At 40.8% G+C, this 17551-nt stretch carries 14 protein-coding genes; 3 read left to right on the top strand and 11 right to left on the bottom strand.

The genetic code is table 11. From position 1 onward, the window contains the following. Positions 1-3 precede the first annotated feature (3 nt). The 8 genes from pstA to HGJ98_RS02545 all read right to left on the bottom strand — a co-directional run bounded on the left by pstA (position 4) and on the right by HGJ98_RS02545 (position 7078). Positions 4-849 carry a phosphate ABC transporter permease PstA gene (pstA, locus tag HGJ98_RS02510; protein WP_291349415.1) on the bottom strand — a complete coding sequence of 282 codons (846 nt, stop codon included), beginning with the start codon at positions 847-849 and terminating at the stop codon, positions 4-6. Then, positions 846-1727 (bottom strand): phosphate ABC transporter permease subunit PstC, encoded by an 882-nt coding sequence (gene pstC, locus HGJ98_RS02515; RefSeq protein ID WP_291349416.1) that lies wholly within the window; start codon positions 1725-1727, stop codon positions 846-848. Before pstC ends, pstA begins: the two co-directional genes overlap by 4 nt. 397 nt (positions 1728-2124) lie before the next feature. Further along, positions 2125-2988, bottom strand: coding sequence for a phosphate ABC transporter substrate-binding protein (locus tag HGJ98_RS02520; protein ID WP_291349417.1), 864 nt, complete (start codon positions 2986-2988; stop codon positions 2125-2127). Positions 2989-3101: 113 nt separating this feature from the next. After that, complete coding sequence (locus HGJ98_RS02525) at positions 3102-3788, bottom strand: response regulator transcription factor (protein WP_291349418.1); 687 nt, start codon at positions 3786-3788, stop codon at positions 3102-3104. A 306-nt stretch (positions 3789-4094) separates the two neighbouring features. Further along, positions 4095-4868, bottom strand: a complete 774-nt coding sequence (locus HGJ98_RS02530) for a phosphatase (protein WP_291349419.1) — start codon at positions 4866-4868, stop codon at positions 4095-4097. A 110-nt stretch (positions 4869-4978) separates the two neighbouring features. Then, on the bottom strand, positions 4979-5125 hold the full coding sequence (locus tag HGJ98_RS02535) for a hypothetical protein (protein WP_291349420.1): 147 nt from the start codon (positions 5123-5125) through the stop codon (positions 4979-4981). Positions 5126-5146: 21 nt separating this feature from the next. After that, positions 5147-6295: a glycosyltransferase gene (locus HGJ98_RS02540; protein ID WP_291349488.1), complete on the bottom strand. Its 1149-nt coding sequence runs from the start codon at positions 6293-6295 to the stop codon at positions 5147-5149. Positions 6296-6376: 81 nt separating this feature from the next. After that, positions 6377-7078: a zinc dependent phospholipase C family protein gene (locus HGJ98_RS02545; RefSeq protein ID WP_291349421.1), complete on the bottom strand. Its 702-nt coding sequence runs from the start codon at positions 7076-7078 to the stop codon at positions 6377-6379. 329 nt (positions 7079-7407) lie between these two features. On the opposite strand from HGJ98_RS02545, the gene HGJ98_RS02550 reads away from it, so the two are divergent. The 3 genes from HGJ98_RS02550 (at position 7408) to HGJ98_RS02560 (ending at position 12739) form a co-directional block, all read left to right on the top strand. Beyond that, on the top strand, positions 7408-9567 hold the full coding sequence (locus tag HGJ98_RS02550; protein ID WP_291349422.1) for an EAL domain-containing protein: 2160 nt from the start codon (positions 7408-7410) through the stop codon (positions 9565-9567). A 14-nt stretch (positions 9568-9581) separates the two neighbouring features. Then, positions 9582-11300 carry a methyl-accepting chemotaxis protein gene (locus HGJ98_RS02555; RefSeq protein ID WP_291349423.1) on the top strand — a complete coding sequence of 573 codons (1719 nt, stop codon included), beginning with the start codon at positions 9582-9584 and terminating at the stop codon, positions 11298-11300. A 152-nt stretch (positions 11301-11452) separates the two neighbouring features. Further along, a complete protein-coding gene (locus tag HGJ98_RS02560) occupies positions 11453-12739 on the top strand; it encodes a cell wall-binding repeat-containing protein (RefSeq protein ID WP_291349425.1) in 1287 nt (428 codons plus the stop codon). Between the two features lie 73 nt (positions 12740-12812). Here the strand turns inward: HGJ98_RS02560 and pepV are convergent, their stop codons facing one another. The 3 genes from pepV to HGJ98_RS02575 form a co-directional block, all read right to left on the bottom strand. Beyond that, positions 12813-14216, bottom strand: coding sequence for a dipeptidase PepV (gene pepV, locus HGJ98_RS02565; RefSeq protein ID WP_291349426.1), 1404 nt, complete (start codon positions 14214-14216; stop codon positions 12813-12815). A 58-nt stretch (positions 14217-14274) separates the two neighbouring features. Beyond that, entirely contained in the window at positions 14275-16311 is a 2037-nt protein-coding gene (locus HGJ98_RS02570; protein ID WP_291349428.1) for a penicillin-binding protein, read from the bottom strand. A 262-nt stretch (positions 16312-16573) separates the two neighbouring features. Beyond that, positions 16574-17536 carry a rhomboid family intramembrane serine protease gene (locus tag HGJ98_RS02575; RefSeq protein ID WP_291349430.1) on the bottom strand — a complete coding sequence of 321 codons (963 nt, stop codon included), beginning with the start codon at positions 17534-17536 and terminating at the stop codon, positions 16574-16576. Positions 17537-17551: the final 15 nt, after the last annotated feature.

The raw sequence follows: 17551 nt of genomic DNA on the forward strand, positions 1-17551 counted from the left end.
GTACTATGCCTTATTTTTTCCTTGATGCCGATGTTGCAGCCAACGACTAGGTATTGTCAAACATATATTAAATACAATTACCATGATGATTAGTAAAGCGGCTGTCCCATCAGCAATTTGATCAGCATTGGTTCCTGGCAGTGGATTCGACTTTACAGCAAATAAATGGACCGCCAAGGTCTCTCCGGCTGCCAGAGGATTTACGTCAAAGGGTATTCGAGATACATTCATCCCCGCCGTAAAGATTAAAATGGCTGTTTCTCCTAAGGCACGACCAGCGACGAGGGTTATTCCTGTGATAAGTCCAGGCAACGCAGTAGGTAGAATGACTTTTCGCAAGGTTTGCCACATAGTAGCTCCTAAAGCTAAACTAGCCTCTCGATAACTTCTAGGCACTGCAAGCAAGGATTCTTCCGTAACACGCACTAAAATCGGTAAATTCAGTAAGGCAAGAGTGGCCGCTCCTCCTAAGATGGTGAATCCTAGGCCCAACATGTTCACAAACAGTATCATGCCGAAGAGACCAAATACTATAGAGGGAACGCTTGCTAAACTTTCTGTGCTTAAGCGAATTAGATCCGTAAGTTTGTTTTTTGGAGCATATTCAGCCATATAGATCCCCGCACCTAAGCCGACAGGGAGAGAAAACACTAAGGAAAGGAATAATATATAAAAGGAATTGAATAATTGACCTCTTACGCCATCAGGACCATTAAAGAACTCAACCGTTAGATGGGGTAGACCTCTACCTAGAATTAAAATTAAAAAAGCAACAAGTAACGTGACAATGGCTAAGGCTCCTACCCAAAGTAAAGCACTGGCTAAACGATCTGATTGATGAGCTTTCAACGTGTTGCCCCCTTTCGTGAGGCTGTTCGAACAAGAATTATCATGATAAGGGCAATGATCAAAAGAATAAATGCCATCATAAATAAGGCATTATTCCAAGTTGATCCAAAGGGAGTGTTGCCCATTTCCATAACAATATTACTGGTCAACGTGGATGTAGGGCTGCCTAATGAATCAGGGAAGCGTGGAGAATTTCCAATAACCATCTGTACTGCCATTGTTTCTCCTATGGCCCTAGCCATTGCTAAAATGATTGCTGTTAATATTCCAGGAGATGCTGCTGGTACCAAGACCCTGCGAATTGTCTGCCAGCGAGTTGCTCCTAAGGCTAGTGAAGCTTCTTTATAGGTTCTCGGCAAAGAGCGTAAAGCATCTTCCGAAAGACTTATCACCGTTGGTAAAATCATAATAGCTAATACAATCCCTGCTGCTAACATGCCGTACCCGGTTGGGGAGTCGGTAATCTTTCCTGTAAAACTTACGATGACTGTAATCCCAACGTAACCGTAAACCACCGATGGAATCCCAGCAAATAGATCAGTTGCCGGGCGCATAATAGAGCGTACCCACGGAGGAGCAATCTCTGCTAAAAATACAGCTCCTGCTAGTCCTAGTGGGCCTCCAAGTAGTATTGCAATTATAGTCGTCCCAATGGAACCAGCAATGAACGTGAGGGCTCCGAATTGACCATTATCAGGACTCCATTTGCTACTCGTAAAAAACTCAAGGATGCTGGCCTCTTTAAACGTGGATAAGCCCTGCATACCAACGAACCAAATAATACATAAGATAATCAGTGAAACTAAAATCGCGCTGCTGATAAACAAGTATCGTGCTAAACGATCATTAAGATAAACCCAGGACTTACGGTTCGTCAACCTTTTACACCTCCAGCCTTTACTAATCATTTATTCAAACTGCTAAATAACAACAAACTTCACTATTAAATTATTCAGCACGATTTATTCTAGCTTATTTGTGTAAACTGTCGATTAAGGTAGTGTAAAGTTTAGGTTAAGTTTGCTATAGACTTTAAATAATTATTTAATCCTACTCGTAGAGATAGGAGCAAGGGAAACCTTGCTCCTATCTCTGTCGTTTATCCATCGTTTCAGAATTCCCATACGTTACCCGCGTTACTAAACGAAAGATTATTATGTCATCCTTGCGTTAGGGAAGGATCTCGAATCTTTCAGTCGTTCCTCCTTCAGGATGGCATAGCGCTTGAGTTGCTTTTGTAGCAATGAAGTATGTGGCCACCTGCTAAAGTCACGATTATTTCTTAAGCAAGCTGACTGGGATAAATCCAGTTTTTTCTACATTCTTCTCTTGGAATTCTTTACTCATAATATAATCTAAGAATGCCTTTACAGTACCTGTCGGCTCACCTTTAGTATACATGTGTTCAAAGGCATAGATAGGATACTGTCCATTAACAACTGTTTCTACGCTGTATTCTACGCCATTGTACTTCAATGCCTTAACCGTATCTTTCAAGTAAGCTGCATCACAATAACCGATTGCTCCCGGAGTTTGTGCTACACCAGTAATTAAGTTTCCAGTTGAGTCTTGAGCAGCTGCTGCATCAGTAAAATCTTTTCCGTCCATCACAATTTTACTGATGGTTGCACGAGAACCGGAAGATTTTGCACGACCAATAATCGATATTTTGGAATCCTTGCCGCCAACATCTTTCCAGTTGGTAATTTTCCCTGTGAAGATGTCTGTTAGTTGTTCTTTAGTCAAGTTATCCACAGTGACATCTTTATTAACGATAATTAGAAAAGGTGCTATCGCAACTTGGTGATCAACTAATCCTTTGTCTTTTAGTTCATTAGTAACTTCAACATCTGAGTTTCCGATATCTATAGAACCACTTGCTACATTATTCAGTCCTGTAAACGATCCACCGCCGCTAGTGTTAACTTGTACTCCTGCATTTTTTGACATAAACTCATCGGCAGCTAATTTGACGAGTGGTTGGAGGGCTGTAGAGCCAGCAGCAGAAATCGTCTTCTTCTCAACAGTTGGGGCTGGTGCAGGTGTTGTTGGATCTGCCTTTTGGCCACATCCGACCAGTGTTAGTAAAGCAATTAAAGTTGTACTTACAAGAGCAATCTTAGATTTCGTTTTAAACAAGTTTGTTTCCCCCTTAATTTTTTCTTAAGTTTTAATCTTAAGTGCAAATTGATTATACAAAATGTTTGTAAAGTCTTAATGAACTAAATGTAAAGTTTAAGTTAAAGTTTTAGCTACTTTCGACGGATAAAAAGATATCCAACTCCCCTAACTGAATCAAGAACTGGTCCTACTGACTTAAGTTTATTTCTTAAATGACTTATATGCACATCCAGAGCTCTGGTCCCTGTGCTGGAAAGATTGCCCCAAACCTTCTGAATTAAGTATTCGCGGCTAAATACTTGGTAAGGATTGGTTACAAAGAGAACCAGCAGTTCGAACTCCTTCGCCGTAAGGCTTAGAGGCTGTTCATCTAAAGTAACTTGATAATTTTCTTGCCAAATTTCTAGGTTTCTCCACCTTATTGGACAATTTTTAGCTTCAGCTTTCCGTTGAACTTCCCTAAGTCTCGCTTTAATCCTCGCCGATAATTCTCTAGAATTGAAAGGCTTTGTTATATAATCGTCCGCGCCAAGTTCAAGCCCAATTACTTTATCTGTTACATCATCACTTTCACTTAAAATTATTATTGGCGTAGATAAGAATTCATTTAATGCACGTAATTTCTTACAAACATCTAATCCATCAATCAAAGGGAGAGTTTGATCTATTATGATGAGATCCGGATTTTCTCGTCTAGCTACATCTAATCCCTGTTCACCGTTGACAGCAATGAGTACAGTATGCCCTTCTTTTTCCAAATCATCGCGAGTGAGTTCTTGAACTCCAATTTCGTCATCTACGAGCAAAATTTTGGCCACAACATAACTCCCCTCAATAAAGTTTCCTCCCTTATGAATAATTTTTCTAAACGATCAACTACTCCTATCATAAGGGTTGTATGTAAAGTCTGAATGAACATTATGTAAAGTTACTGTTAAAGATTGTTATCATCGATCGTATAAACGGTCAATTAACATAAATAACAGCTATCTCCCAAAATCAATTCGAAGACGGCTGTTATTATACTTTTTAAATGCTTTTAGGCACTTTTTTATAGGAACCAACCCCTTTATGTTACAACCAATTCTTAAAGAAATGGAATAAAATCCGAATTTCCTTCTCTACTAAGCAATTCCCTGCTTATGCCTAGTAAATCCTTTAATGTTTGATTCTGAGCGTTGGTAACGGCGTAAAGCCAAATATTTCAAGACTCGTTCAGGCGAAGTATTGAGAATTAGATGTTCTGAAATCCCGACATCACGAACTAACTCCACTGCTTCGCTAAATTCACCAACCCGATCCCAAAAGTGAGCATCACTTCCTATAATTACGGGACCTTTATACTTCGCCATGTACCTGGCAATAGAACGACAATTATCCTGCGCTCTAGCCTTATCTACAATCGTTGACAGTGAACTATTATTAACCTCGACAGGAATATTCAAACGTGCCGATGCGTGGGCAATTTTTTCTAAATCCATATCAAAATCAGGTCTTCCAGGATGAACCATTATATCTGTATAGGGATTTTCCATTGCTTTTATATACGCTTCAGTATTTTGTTCGCAGGTCCCACCCTGATAGCAGATCGGATGCAACCCGACAAGTATAAGTTCTAAATGATCTAAATAACTTAACGGCATATCCAGTTCGCCTGCATGGTTTGTGATATTGGCTTCGACGCCAGGCAGTATTTTAACTCCATACAGTTGATCTGGAATAATAGATAGATTTCCAAAATGGTAAAGGTCAGGAGCACCTGGCATACTTGGACCATGGTCTGTCATTCCTAATAGTTTGAGTCCTTTGTGTGAAGCTGCTAGTGCATTTTCTGTTATAGTACTGTACGCATGTCCGCTTGCAATGGTATGAGTATGCAAATCAACCAAAAGTTTCATTCTAACATCACCTCATTACTTTTTTCTAATGACTTTTTACTCATTATATATTTCAATTGTTAACAAGGAATTAGGGTTACGTTAAGGGAATGTTAAATAATTCAAACGTCTTACGCATGTTGATAGTGATACCCTTCCTTAATCAACATCTTCTTTACTCTAGTCAGTTCTACTGGGTCATAGAAATGTACATCTTTTCCGCTGCGCAGAGTCCAAATCTGTGGATTTAATTGTCCTTCTTTTGAACCCTCGTGCAATTGAGTTGTATCAAACTCTAGTTATCCAGTTTTTTGCTTCATTCTTAAATGTGACACTAACTGAAGTAATTCATCGACGGTGCGTTCTGCGGAGCGACCTGGTAAAGCGAACGTTGCTTTTTCTTGCATTCGTTCAATATCCTCTGGATAGCTTAATAAGCGATCTAGAAGTTGTTCCAATTCCTCTTCAGTTCCTGCAAATAACCCTGCGCCTTTGCGCTGCACAAACAGTGCATTTTCAACTTCCTGGCCAGGGATGGGCTTAAATATACAAAGGGGCAGGTGCTTCGTTAATGCCTCAGTAACCGTTAACCCTCCGGCCTTTGTGATAATCAGATTGGATACCTCCATTAATTCCTCTACATTGTCAACATACCCAAACCGCACAATAAGGTTAGGAGTCTGTGCACTTAGATCTTCTAAAGAGTGATAAAGCTTTTCATTCTTTCCACAAACAATCAACGACTGAATTGGAACCTTAGAATCTGCGAGTCGCTTGCAGATTCTTTTTACGATTTCTCCCTCGTAGACTCCGCCCATCACTAAAAACGTTGGTAGATCCGGACTCAAGCCTAATTTTAAAAGAATATGCCCACGATCCTTTACCCTTTCGAATTTGGGACTGACTGGAATGCCTGTGACACGAACACTTTGCGCTTCAATTCCCCAAGACACTAAACTTTCCTTAACTTCCTCACAAGCAACCATGTAGCGATCAACTCCTGGATGGACCCAAAGACTGTGAACTGCATAATCCGTGATTACTGTAATCACTGGAACAAGAAGAATTCGTTCCAGCCTGAGTTGGGCTAGCATCGAGGAAATTGTTGGAAAAGTACATACAATAAGATCTGGCTCAAACCCCTTTATATAGTTAAGAAAATCACTACGACCTAATTGATTCAGAAAACGCTGCATTATTGACTTAGGTTGCAGTTTAGCTGTTTTATAATAAAATTTCCCCCAAAGCCTCGGGGTATGTTTAATCATCTCCATGTATAAGCGTTTAGCCATGGCGTTCAGTCGTTTACTCAAAAAATCTCCAAAGTCCAGATGGTTAATTTCAGCATAAGGCTCCTTAATACGTATGCCTTCAATCACAGCTTCTGCTGCCCGAAAATGTCCGTTTCCAAACCCTGCAGAGAATACGAGAATCCTTAACTGCTTCAACTCTGTATCTCCCCTTTCAGCATACTTCATCAAAAATTTCAAAACCACTTTCACCCTATATAACGACAACTGAAAAATGATCTATTCAAATCTTAACAAGCGTTTTCTCGCAAAATCCAGAAATCCTGCTGAAGTGGAAATTGTAAGAGGGATCAAAACTTCAGAAGCCCTTGTATAGCTTTCTGCGTTACACCCTTCGCAAAGTGATACCAAGGGGTATAGGGGGGCAGAAACGCTGGCATTATGATCAATCCATTGAGCGGGGTGAGAGAAAGGCATATACATACCACTTTTTGCAGGAAACTTATCCCAACGTTTAGTAGCCCATGTTTCGAACTCTTTATGACCGTCGAAAAGAACCCCTAAAGAATGGTGTGGTACACACATATCTTGTAATAAGTGCAACGCTGCTCCTAAAAAGAACATACCTTTATAGACGTTATTCGGGAAAAAGGTGAAAGCCTTGTTGAAATAATACTGGCACTCAGCAGTAGCCCCTGGCCATCCGATAATTCCTTGTTTGCTGGGATCACTATAAAAATGATTGACGTTTTTCCAACCACGGTCTGCCCAGTATAGTCCTTTCGTCAGCGAAGTGTGATGTGAATTGAATAATTTAGCTACATCCTCTTTTCCATCATGTTTCAGAACATTGTAAGCCTGTTCCAGACAATGAACGTGGGTTAAGCCTGGGGAGTCTAAAAAACATTGTAAGGGGCCTGCAGAAGCAAGAAGCAGCTTTGTCATCTTAGATAGTGTCTGACCGATAAGTCGTTCATACATTTTTTAGCCAACACCTCTCCTTTGTTCTCAAGATCATTTTAAGGGATGACTGTAAAGAACATATTATTCTTAAGTTAAGACTGAATTAATTCTTGTTAAATTTAAGATATTTATGCGAGATTATTTTTAACCTTGAAATGATACAAAATCCTTGATACAACACCTAATGAAATAGTAAATCTTACCTAAAGAATAAAAGTTTAACATTACATTTACATGCAGTTCATCATTTCTTTACAAATATCTATTACTATTATTGTTGTAGGGCTGTACGTTAAAACATATTCGAAATCAGACTCTATGCTTGGTTGAAAGAAGGAGTTTCAAAAATGTTTAAGTCAGTCGATATCAGACAACAAAAGCTTTACCGTCTACTAAGGGAAGAGAAAACTATCTGGGTGTTATATCTTGATATCGTCAAATTTAGTGAGGTTGAATTTCGATACGGTTACAAAATCTGCAGACAAATCCTAGACGAAATTGAGCGAGAAATTAATCATTCGATTAGACAGCAACGCAATCTCTATCTTTTTTCTCATTTCGAAAGTAGGGGCGGTGATGACTTTGTTGTGTATTTAGTTCCGGGAAAAAATACATATTGGAATATTACGGAAGTCATTGAACAATGGGTTCTCCCGATGGAAGAACGATTTAATCACAGGATTAAGAAACTAGTTAACGAGAAGATACTCTTACGTTCGGGACTTGCTCAATGTGTAAATGAAATCGGTCGAAGCGCAGATTATTTACTGTATGCGGCTGTGAAAGAAGCCTTCCTTATAAATAAATCGGAACCGGATCCCAATTTTTTTGCTCGCCGCGAAGAGATTACACACCTTATCGAAGAACCCGCCACGTACCTGAAAGCTGCTTTTCAACCAATTATTGAAACCCAAAGCGGCGAGGTGTTTGGATTTGAAGCGTTGGCGCGTATACCAGGGTCTACTTGTTTTAACAATATTGCTGACCTATTCCCATTTGCAGAAAAGATTGGGCAGCTCTACCCAATCGAAACACTGTGCCGGCGGCAAGCTATTACCTCCTACCCTTCTATTGCTCAAAGCGATGAAAGGCTCTTCCTGAATATTAACCCTATAGTACTAATTGACCCCGAGTTTGCCTCTGGTCATACTCGTAAACTGCTCACTGAACAAGGATTAAGTCCAACGGATGTAGTACTAGAAATTACCGAACGAAGTGCCATAGAGGATTTTTCTACATTCCGTGATGCCTTAGAGCATTATCGTAATCAGGGTTACCTAATTGCCTTAGATGACGTTGGTGCGGGCTATTCTTCTTTACAGTCTGTAGCGGAGCTACATCCTGACTTCCTTAAAGTAGACCGGTCTTTAATACAAGGAGTGAATGCGGATCCTATCAAATGGGCCTTGTTGGAGACATTTGTCACCTTTTCTAAGCGTATAGGGTGTCGTATCATCGCCGAAGGAGTAGAAACTGCAGAGGAAATGCGTACAGTGATCCAATTAGGGGTTGATTACATACAGGGATATTTTATTGCAAAACCCTCTTTTGAACGTAAGAGCATTAATCCCGCAGCTAAAGGAATTTTGGATCATAAACGTCGGCTTAAATCCATAGAAAAAAGTCCTATTCTCTCCATTGTTGAGCCCTTACCCCTCTTCAATACCCATACCCTGGTCAATGCCGTTGAAACTTACTTTCGTGATCACCCAAATCAATGGCTGGTGGGGATAACCGAAGACTCCCGTTTAGTTGGAGTTATGCAACGCGACAGACTTTTCGCAGCCCTAGGCACACGCTATGGAAACTCTCTTTATTTAGAACGTACTATTTCAATATTAATGGATACAAATCCCCTCATAGTAGAAGACACCACTCCCTTGGAAGTGGTGTCTAGTATAGCCATGCAGCGTTCTGATGCCCAGCTGTATGACGGCATTATTGTAGCTAACCAACGCAGACCGATCGGCATGGTTTCAGTAGCAAATTTAATCAAAACCATGTCTGAGAAACAGATCCAGATCGCTCGAGGTGCTAACCCACTTACTGGGTTACCAGGCAACTTACTCATTGATCAGAAGATCCGACAGCATTTAGAACAGAATGCACCCTTTGGCCTTATCTATGTTGATCTAAATAAATTCAAATATTATAACGATTCATATGGCTTCCAACAGGGAGATGTCGTTATCAAAATGTTAAGTGAGGTTTTACAGAATGCATCCTATAGTACTACTGAGGAAACCTTTATCGGACACGTTGGGGGGGACGATTTTATTCTAATCTCTCCACCCTCAGACCTAGAAAAGCTAGCCGTTAAAATACTCTCCCAATTTGAACAAATATGCGAGCATTTACCAGGAGCTGAAAACCTAAGTGTTGCCCTAGCCTGCTTAATCATTAACAACACTGATCAGATTTGGACCCCTTTACTCGTTTCTGAACGAGCTGCCCAAATAAAGAAAGAAGTTAAAGTCCTAGGCGGTAACACTTTTTTACTACGATAGGAGGAATACTCTAAATGAAGTGGTTAAATAACTGGAAAACCTTTCACAAAATTAATGCTTTAGTCCTTGTCATGGTTATCTTTATGATCGGATTAAGTTCTATGGGTTACTATCATTATCGTCAAGTCAACGTTGCCATGAACGAAATCTATTCAAATTCCTTGATGTCTGTAAAACTAATCAATGAGACCAATGCCAATGTTCGAATGATTCGTAGTGTTAATATAGAGTATCTTTTAGCCCCTCTTGACTCTTTAAACAAACAAAGCCTACTCATTCAGACCTCCGTACTTAAAGGCTTCATTCTAGAATCCCTAGACAATTATACCCCCCTCGCCAAAGAACCCTTTGAAGTTGCAAAGCTAGCTCAGGTGAGAGACGCTCTGCAAAAATACGAAGAAGAATGGCAAGGAATTGTTTCTCTAGTGGAGAGTGGTGATAATGAAGCGGCCTATAACAGTTTTTCAAATAATGTTACCCAACATTTAGACGAAATTAATACCCTTCTTCCAGAACTAGTGGACTATAGCGCTCAAAAAGCAAAAAGTACCATTGTCCGCGAAAACTATAACTTTGACAATGCAGAAAAAATGTTGTTTGGATCTCCTCTTGCCGCTGCAATTCTCGCAATTTTCATTGGGGCTCTAGTAGCTCGGGCAATCTCCAAACCTCTACAAATAATGCTAGCAAATGTTCAAGAAGTCGCAGCAGGTAATCTTCAGCTCACCAAGAGCAGAACCCAATCCAGGGATGAAGCGGGATTATTAGCTCAGGCTTTTAATCAGATGACAGTTGCACTTTCTAATCTCATAAGACGAGTTTCAGAGTCATCGGAAGAAGTTACTTCCTCTGCCCACCAGCTTTTAGCGATTACTGAACAAGGCTCGAAGGCCACCAGGCAAATCGCAGTTGCAGTCGCAGAGGTAGCATATGGTACAGAAAAACAAGCTGAAGCAGTCAGTGAGACCGTAGTAGCTATAGAACAAATAAATGCTAACATTCAATCGGTTGCTGAGGTAGGTCAACGCGTAACAGCATTAACGTCTAAATCTGCTATTTCTACTGAAGATGGGCAAAGAGCACTCACCCAAGCTGTTGATCAAATGGCTAACATAAGCAAGGGCACTCAAGTTGTTAAAGAAGCTATCTCTTCGCTAGCAGATAGCTCCGAACAAATAGCTGACATTGCGAACTTAATATCAGGTATTACAGAACAAACAAACCTTCTCGCATTAAACGCTGCTATTGAAGCCGCCCGGGCGGGTGAACATGGGCGTGGTTTCTCCGTAGTGGCTGAAGAGGTTCGTAAATTGGCAGAAAAAGCAAAAGCTGCCACCGGGCAAATCACAGCGTTAGTTGTATTAAACAGACATAACATCGCTCACGCTATTGTTTCGATAGAGTCGGAAGAAGGTCACGTCAACGAGGGAATCAAAATGGTGAACAAAGTGGATTACGCCCTAAGTGATATTCTAACGATGGTTAATGAAGTTTCCGAACAAGTAAGCGGAATTGCTTCTTCCATACAACAAATGACAGGCGGCAGTCAACAAATCGTCTCAGGGGTTCAAGAGATTGGGTCGGTTAGTCAGAACAACGCTGAACAAGCGGCTAATGTATCCGCGGCAATTGATGAATTCGCGGCTACCTTCGATGAGATTAACCTTTCTTGTCAGAGTCTGACTAACCTAGCCCAGAACTTACAAGTCGGAGTTAGCAATTTTAGAATCTGAAGTCTTTTCCCAATCGATTCTAAGTGAGTCCTCCATCATAAAAATTAATCGTATAACCGTTAATCCTGTCGAATTGCAGGAAATTGCGTAAGTTTGTGGAAGAGTTACAGAGTGGACCTTTCCTAAACTAACTTTGAAAGTAGGGAAGTATATTGAAAAAGAGGTTTGTGCTTATTTTTGTCTTTGCGTTCATGTATTCTTTCACTTCGATTGCTTATGCTTCGACTGCCAAAAGACTTGCAGGGGAAACCAAATATGACACATCTGCCTTAATTGTTCAGGATGGCTGGCAACAATCCGATTACGCATTACTGGCATTTGGGGAAAACTACCCTGATGCGCTTAGTGCGGTTCCTCTTGCCAAAAAATATGATGCTCCAATACTATTAACCAGTGGGAATAGCTTACCAACCGTCACTAAGGAAACTTTAATCCGCCTACAGGTTAAGAATGTCTTTATCATCGGAGGTACAGCAGTAATACCCTCCTCAATTGATACGGAATTACAGGGGATGAAAATTAGCGTGACCCGCGTTGCTGGTCGCGATCGATATGATACCGCTATTAAGATAGCAGAACAATTCCCTTCTCCTACTGAAATCATGATAGTTACGGGAGAAGATTATCCGGATGCCCTGTCGATTGGTCCCATCGCCGCCTTAAAACAAACGCCGATCATACTCGTGCCAAAGGATTATTTGCCAGCTTCGGTGCAAGCATATCTATCAACAAACAAGATTAACAAATCCTATGTTGTCGGTGATTCGACCATTATATCCGATAACCTCGTTGATCAATTTCCTGGTTCAGAAAGAATCGTTGTAGGTGTTGATAAATACGAACGCAATATCAACGTTAATACTGAATTTGATCATTTATTTAGCTCAAAGGATTTTTGCCTAACAACGGGCGAAGGATATGCCGATGCGTTAACTGGTGCTGCATATGCGGCAAAGAAAGAACTACCCATAGTTTTAGTGAATGATAACCCACCTTTAATTACTAGACAATTTACAGTTGATAAACTCAATCAATATAATGATGGAGTTCCTTATGTATTCGGTGGCAGCGTGGTAGTTCCAGATAGTGTTGTGGAATATTTATTGACCCTTCCCGATACAGACCAGACAAATAAGCCCTCTGCTCCAACTAACTTGGTTGCGACCCCTATTTCCAGCAGCCAAATAACGATTCAATGGGATCAGATTAGTGATGCCGATTATTACCATATATACTACACTCTCGATGACCCAAACTCATTTCTCTATTCATTTATTAATAGCGACGGCAGTAAATTGCAATGTAAATGGTTTCCTCAAAGCTCTGCTCAATTGAATGATATAGAGGCTAACACCACTGTGTATTTTAAGGTAACCTCTGTCAAAGACGGAGTTGAATCAAATTACAGTAACGTTGCAAGTGCATTAACTTTTCCTTGACATTGGTCCTACATGAGCTGTCATACAAATAATTAACTAATTAACCATTAATTTTAGCAGATCGATAGGGTCATTATTGATTTTCCACGTCAGCGGCTAAGTTAAGAATAGCCTGAGTATACACTTTGGTCGTCTTTAGAAGATTTTCGACAGTTATGTATTCATCTGGACAATGAATTACTTCCGGCTCACCAGGAAAAGTGGGCCCAAAGGCGACTCCTTGAGGAAGCACTTTAGCATAGGTTCCCCCGCCAATAGCAAAAGCAAAGGGCTCCAGCCCAGTCACATCAGAATAGGCTTTCAGCAAGGATTGAACTAAAGGACTGTCTTTTGGGACATGATGAGGTTCTTGATGGCTTAGAATCTTAATAGTAAATCCTTCGCTTTGAGCTATCTTTTCAATTGGCAGAAAAACATCGTCACGCTGGTAGGTAACTGGATAGCGAATATCTAATACGAAGCGAAGATTTTCTGACGTCAAATCTAAAATACCCAGGCTGAGGGATAGTTTACCAGAGGGTTCATCACTTAGCGCAACTCCAAATCCTTCACCATAAAAACCTGTACCAGGGTAGGTCAACATAAAATCAAGGGTTTGCTTTTCCTCAGAGCTAAGGGGTAATGTCCTCAGAAATCGCAAGGCATAAAGCACTGCATTTTTTCCATTCTGGGGGAGGCTTCCGTGTGAGCTAACTCCCTTGAAAACCAGCTTAACCTCTTGCTCTGATTCTTGGCTCTCAAGATTTCCGCTAACCCCTTCTGGGAAAGAGAAATTCTTTAACTGGTTAACCAAATTAGTATATGAGATTTCCTTTAAAGTTACGTCACATCGATCCGGCACGACATTCGCTCGTTCTCCGCCCTGGATACGAACTAGATGTGGGAATGAGGTCATATAGGATTTACTTAATTCCAGATGGAGTATTCCTTTCTCTGCATGGATCACCGGAAACTCTGCATCGGGCGCAAATCCGATTTGAGGAACTTCTTCTTTCTTCAAGTAATAGGCCATATCATCCCAGCCTGATTCCTCATCCGTACCTAAAATCAGGCGAACTCGCATATTCAAGGGTATGTTAGCATCTTTAATCGCCTTCATAGCAAAGAGAGCTGCAAGAGTTGGTCCTTTATCATCTAAGGCACCTCTGCCAAAGATTTTTCCGTCCCGAATAGTTCCACTATAAGGGGGTACAGACCATCCATCCCCTTCTGGAACGACATCAAGATGCCCTAGTATTCCCAATAGTTCACCCTTGCCCATTTCAATATGTCCAGCATATCCTTCGACGTTTTTAATCGTAAGGCCAAAGCTATTTCCTAATGCTAAAGTCCAATCTAACGCCTCTTTAACACCCGGCCCAAATGGAGCACCAGGGGATGCATTTTCTATATCTTTGACACTCTTAATTTGGATACATGCCTGTACCGCCGCTGTTATTTCTTCTTTCATTAAATCAATTTGTTCCTCGAGAAGCATAGTTTGAATCCTCCATTTTTTTATTAAGTAATCCTAGCATTCCCTAATTTAGTAATGATTATGGTAAAGGAGAAAACTTAACCTCAATGGTTGTACCCTTTATTACTATTTTCCCCGGTTGAGGGGATTGTTGAACTACTAATCCACTCCCGGTAAAATCAAAATGTAGTTCGGATTTTGCCAGTGTTTCCCCTACCTGCCGCATAGTCATACCTGTTAAATCAGGAATCACAATTTCACCGGCAACAGGTGTGCGTTCAGGGACAACTGGTTGAGGAGTTGGTCTAACTGCAGAATCACTGGGCAAAATGGTGACCGTACTTTCAGTATCGTTTGCTACAGGAAGACCATAGTATTGGAGAGCGCCTTCAATAATAGCTTTCGCCCTCGGTCCTGCCAAGGTACCCCCTTGATGTCCTTCCTCAGTTCTTGGTGTATCGATAATGACAAGGACAGCAATTTTAGGATCCTCTGCCGGAGCGTATGCTGCGAAAGAGGCAATGTAGTCTGTCTGAGAATACCCCCCTGTACTTGGATCTACTTTCTGAGCAGTTCCCGTTTTCCCTGCAACTCTGATACCTGGAATATAAGCCGTACGTCCTGTTCCATCGGAAACAACTTGTTCTAGAATGTTTGTCATTTGCATAGCCGTTGATTTCGAAATGACTTGACGTATTGGGGTGGGTTCTTGTTGTTTCACAAGCTGTCCATTATACGATGTGATTTTATCTACGACATAGGGACGATAAAGAGTTCCACCATTGGCTACGGCGGAAATTGCAGTCAACAATTGGATAGGAGTTACTGAATTGGCTTGGCCAAAGGACATAGTCGCGATATCAATGTCTCTAATCTTCTCTTGAGGAAGGAGTAATCCACTTTCTTCCCCGGAAATATCAATTCCTGTTTTTGAACCAAATCCGAAAGCCTTTAAATAAGTATTAAAGGTCATTTTACCTAACTTCATACCAACTTGCGCAAGTACGACATTAGAAGACAACTGCATACCTTTTGTAAAGGTAGGCTGCCCGTGGGGTTTTTGGTCAGAGTCCCAGTTCGTAATATAAAGCGGAGGTATGCGCAGGTACCCGGGATCATCGAAAGTTTCATCCGGGTGAGTTATTCCTTCTTCTAATGCAGCCGCACCAGTAATTATTTTAAAGGTTGATCCCGGTTCATAGGACATACTGATTGCTAGATTACGGCGCACTTCGGGGGAGACTTGATTGTAGTCTGTAGGATCAAATGAGGGACGAGATCCCATACCTAATATACGTCCTGTCTTCGGGTCCATCGCTAGAATTGTAACACTATTGGCTTTAGTCGCTTGCTGCGCTTCATCTAACTGTTGTTCAATAAAATACTGAATTGTGGAGTCTATGGTTAAAGTTAGGGAGTTTCCGGGCCGCGATGGATCACCTTGATTAAGGGCATCCAATATAGAGCGTGCTCTAACATCTTGTTCCTCGGATTGAAAACCTGGCTTACCATACAATTCCTTATCATAATAGTATTCAACCCCTTCTACACCATGTCCGTCTCGATTAACGATGCCAAGTGCAGATGCTGCAAACATACCCATGGGATAGACACGTTTTTCTTCGTCACTGGATCCAACTCCAGGGATCTTTAGATCCATAATATTATCAGCTTTATGTATATCTACTTGATGTGCCAGGCTAATCCAAGAGAGATTCTTATTTAGTTTATCGAGGACAACTTGAGAATCAATTTCCAAAATACTTCCAAGTTCCTTCGCAACCTCTTCTTTAGTTCGTTTAAATTGACCTTTCTCAATTAGATTGCTTAAGGTCTTCGGGTCAGCATAGATTTCCTTGACTGGGATACTTTGAGCTAAAACATTTCCTTGTGCATCAAAGATGGTTCCTCGATCTGGTCTTAGGCTTTGATCAATGGTTCTTCGCTCTATTCCTTTGGCCTTAAGGTCTGACGCCTGTACTACTTGAAGGATAACAAGTCTACAGGTTACAAGCAGGATTATCACCAGTAATATTAACTGAATCCAACGATCCCGTGAAAAATATTGGATCTTTGTTTTGCTTTTTCTCAAAGTGTCCCCTCCTTTCTTGGTCATAACAACATTTTATCAATGATTTTTTACCTTTTTTTTATGTTAAAAATTTAATTTATAGGAGTTTTCACAATGATGATTTCATATTAAGCTACGAATCAAATCGAGGATCCTGCCGAAAAAGAACTTACGCTTTCCTAACTAACGATGACTTTTTTCAAAGCCACCTTGCTAAGAAACCGCAAGCTCTTGATTCTATTTTGTCCTCAGAAGACGGAAAAATACGCTGCAAAAAAGTGGTATTTTTATGAAACTCTGGTACAACTTAGACACTCTTATCATGTGATGAATTACTAGGCTTTGTTAAAAAAACACTACTGATTAATCCAATAACCAGTCCTCCAAGGTGCGCATAATTATCAATGCCCGGTTGAGTGAGTCCAAATCCAAAATTGATAAGAATGACAACTACTAGATTCATACCTAAGCCTGATTTCCAAAGGGATGGGCGCTTTAAACTATAATATAACAGAGCTCCTAAAAGTCCGAAAATCGCCCCTGAAGCTCCTGCGGAAAGAGCTGGTGAAAAATAAAAACTAGCAATTGAGCCCCCAAGACCACTCAAACTATAGATTAAAATGAACCGCCAACGCCCGAACCTTTCTTCCATAAAGGGACCTAAAGACCATAGTGCATAAAGGTTGAAAATCAAGTGCATTAGCCCAATATGAATAAACATGCTAGTAAAAAAGCGCCATACTTCACCTGCTTGAATCAAAGAGTTGACCTTCGCACCAAAGGCAATAAGAACACGTTGATCAGTCGATCCTCCCGCCATAGTCATTAGTAAGAACACGATGATATTGATACCTAGCAGGAAGTAGCTTAGTAAAGGTATTGTATGATTATTCCCCCTGCTTTGCTGGTGAAAAATTGGATTACCACTGGCAAGCTGCTTTAACCAATTGGGAATCGTTGGATCATTGGTTGGAGGAAATGGTAACAGATTCCCCTGCTGGGTATCCCAATACCAAAATTGAAGACCTGTATGCTTGTTATCCCTAAGGAATGACGAATCAACCCCTTCAGGGCATAGAACGATAACATCCCATTTTGAAACTTCGGTATTACCCTGGATCAACTGTTTAAAGTCTTTAGGAAGATCATTAATATCTCCAAACAGAAGCCCACGTTTAAGGGACTCGTGTGCAGCAGACAACCAGGTTCCTTCTAATTTGACAAGCTTCCATCCCGATTGTTGGAGCGAATGAATAATATTTGCGAACATAGTTCACCTCTGTCT

Origin of the sequence: Desulfosporosinus sp. (genome assembly GCF_014237355.1) — a bacterium.
In the GTDB taxonomy this organism is placed as follows: Bacteria; Bacillota; Desulfitobacteriia; order Desulfitobacteriales; family Desulfitobacteriaceae; genus Desulfosporosinus.

Coding starts and splice junctions, on each gene's coding strand:
- HGJ98_RS02545 (WP_291349421.1), bottom strand. CDS start 7,078: ATGTATGAACGACTTATCGGTCAGACACTATCTAAGATGACAAAGCTG.
- HGJ98_RS02550 (WP_291349422.1), top strand. CDS start 7,408: ATGTTTAAGTCAGTCGATATCAGACAACAAAAGCTTTACCGTCTACTA.
- HGJ98_RS02530 (WP_291349419.1), bottom strand. CDS start 4,868: ATGAAACTTTTGGTTGATTTGCATACTCATACCATTGCAAGCGGACAT.
- pepV (WP_291349426.1), bottom strand. CDS start 14,216: ATGCTTCTCGAGGAACAAATTGATTTAATGAAAGAAGAAATAACAGCG.
- HGJ98_RS02570 (WP_291349428.1), bottom strand. CDS start 16,311: ATGACCAAGAAAGGAGGGGACACTTTGAGAAAAAGCAAAACAAAGATC.
- HGJ98_RS02575 (WP_291349430.1), bottom strand. CDS start 17,536: ATGTTCGCAAATATTATTCATTCGCTCCAACAATCGGGATGGAAGCTT.
- HGJ98_RS02555 (WP_291349423.1), top strand. CDS start 9,582: ATGAAGTGGTTAAATAACTGGAAAACCTTTCACAAAATTAATGCTTTA.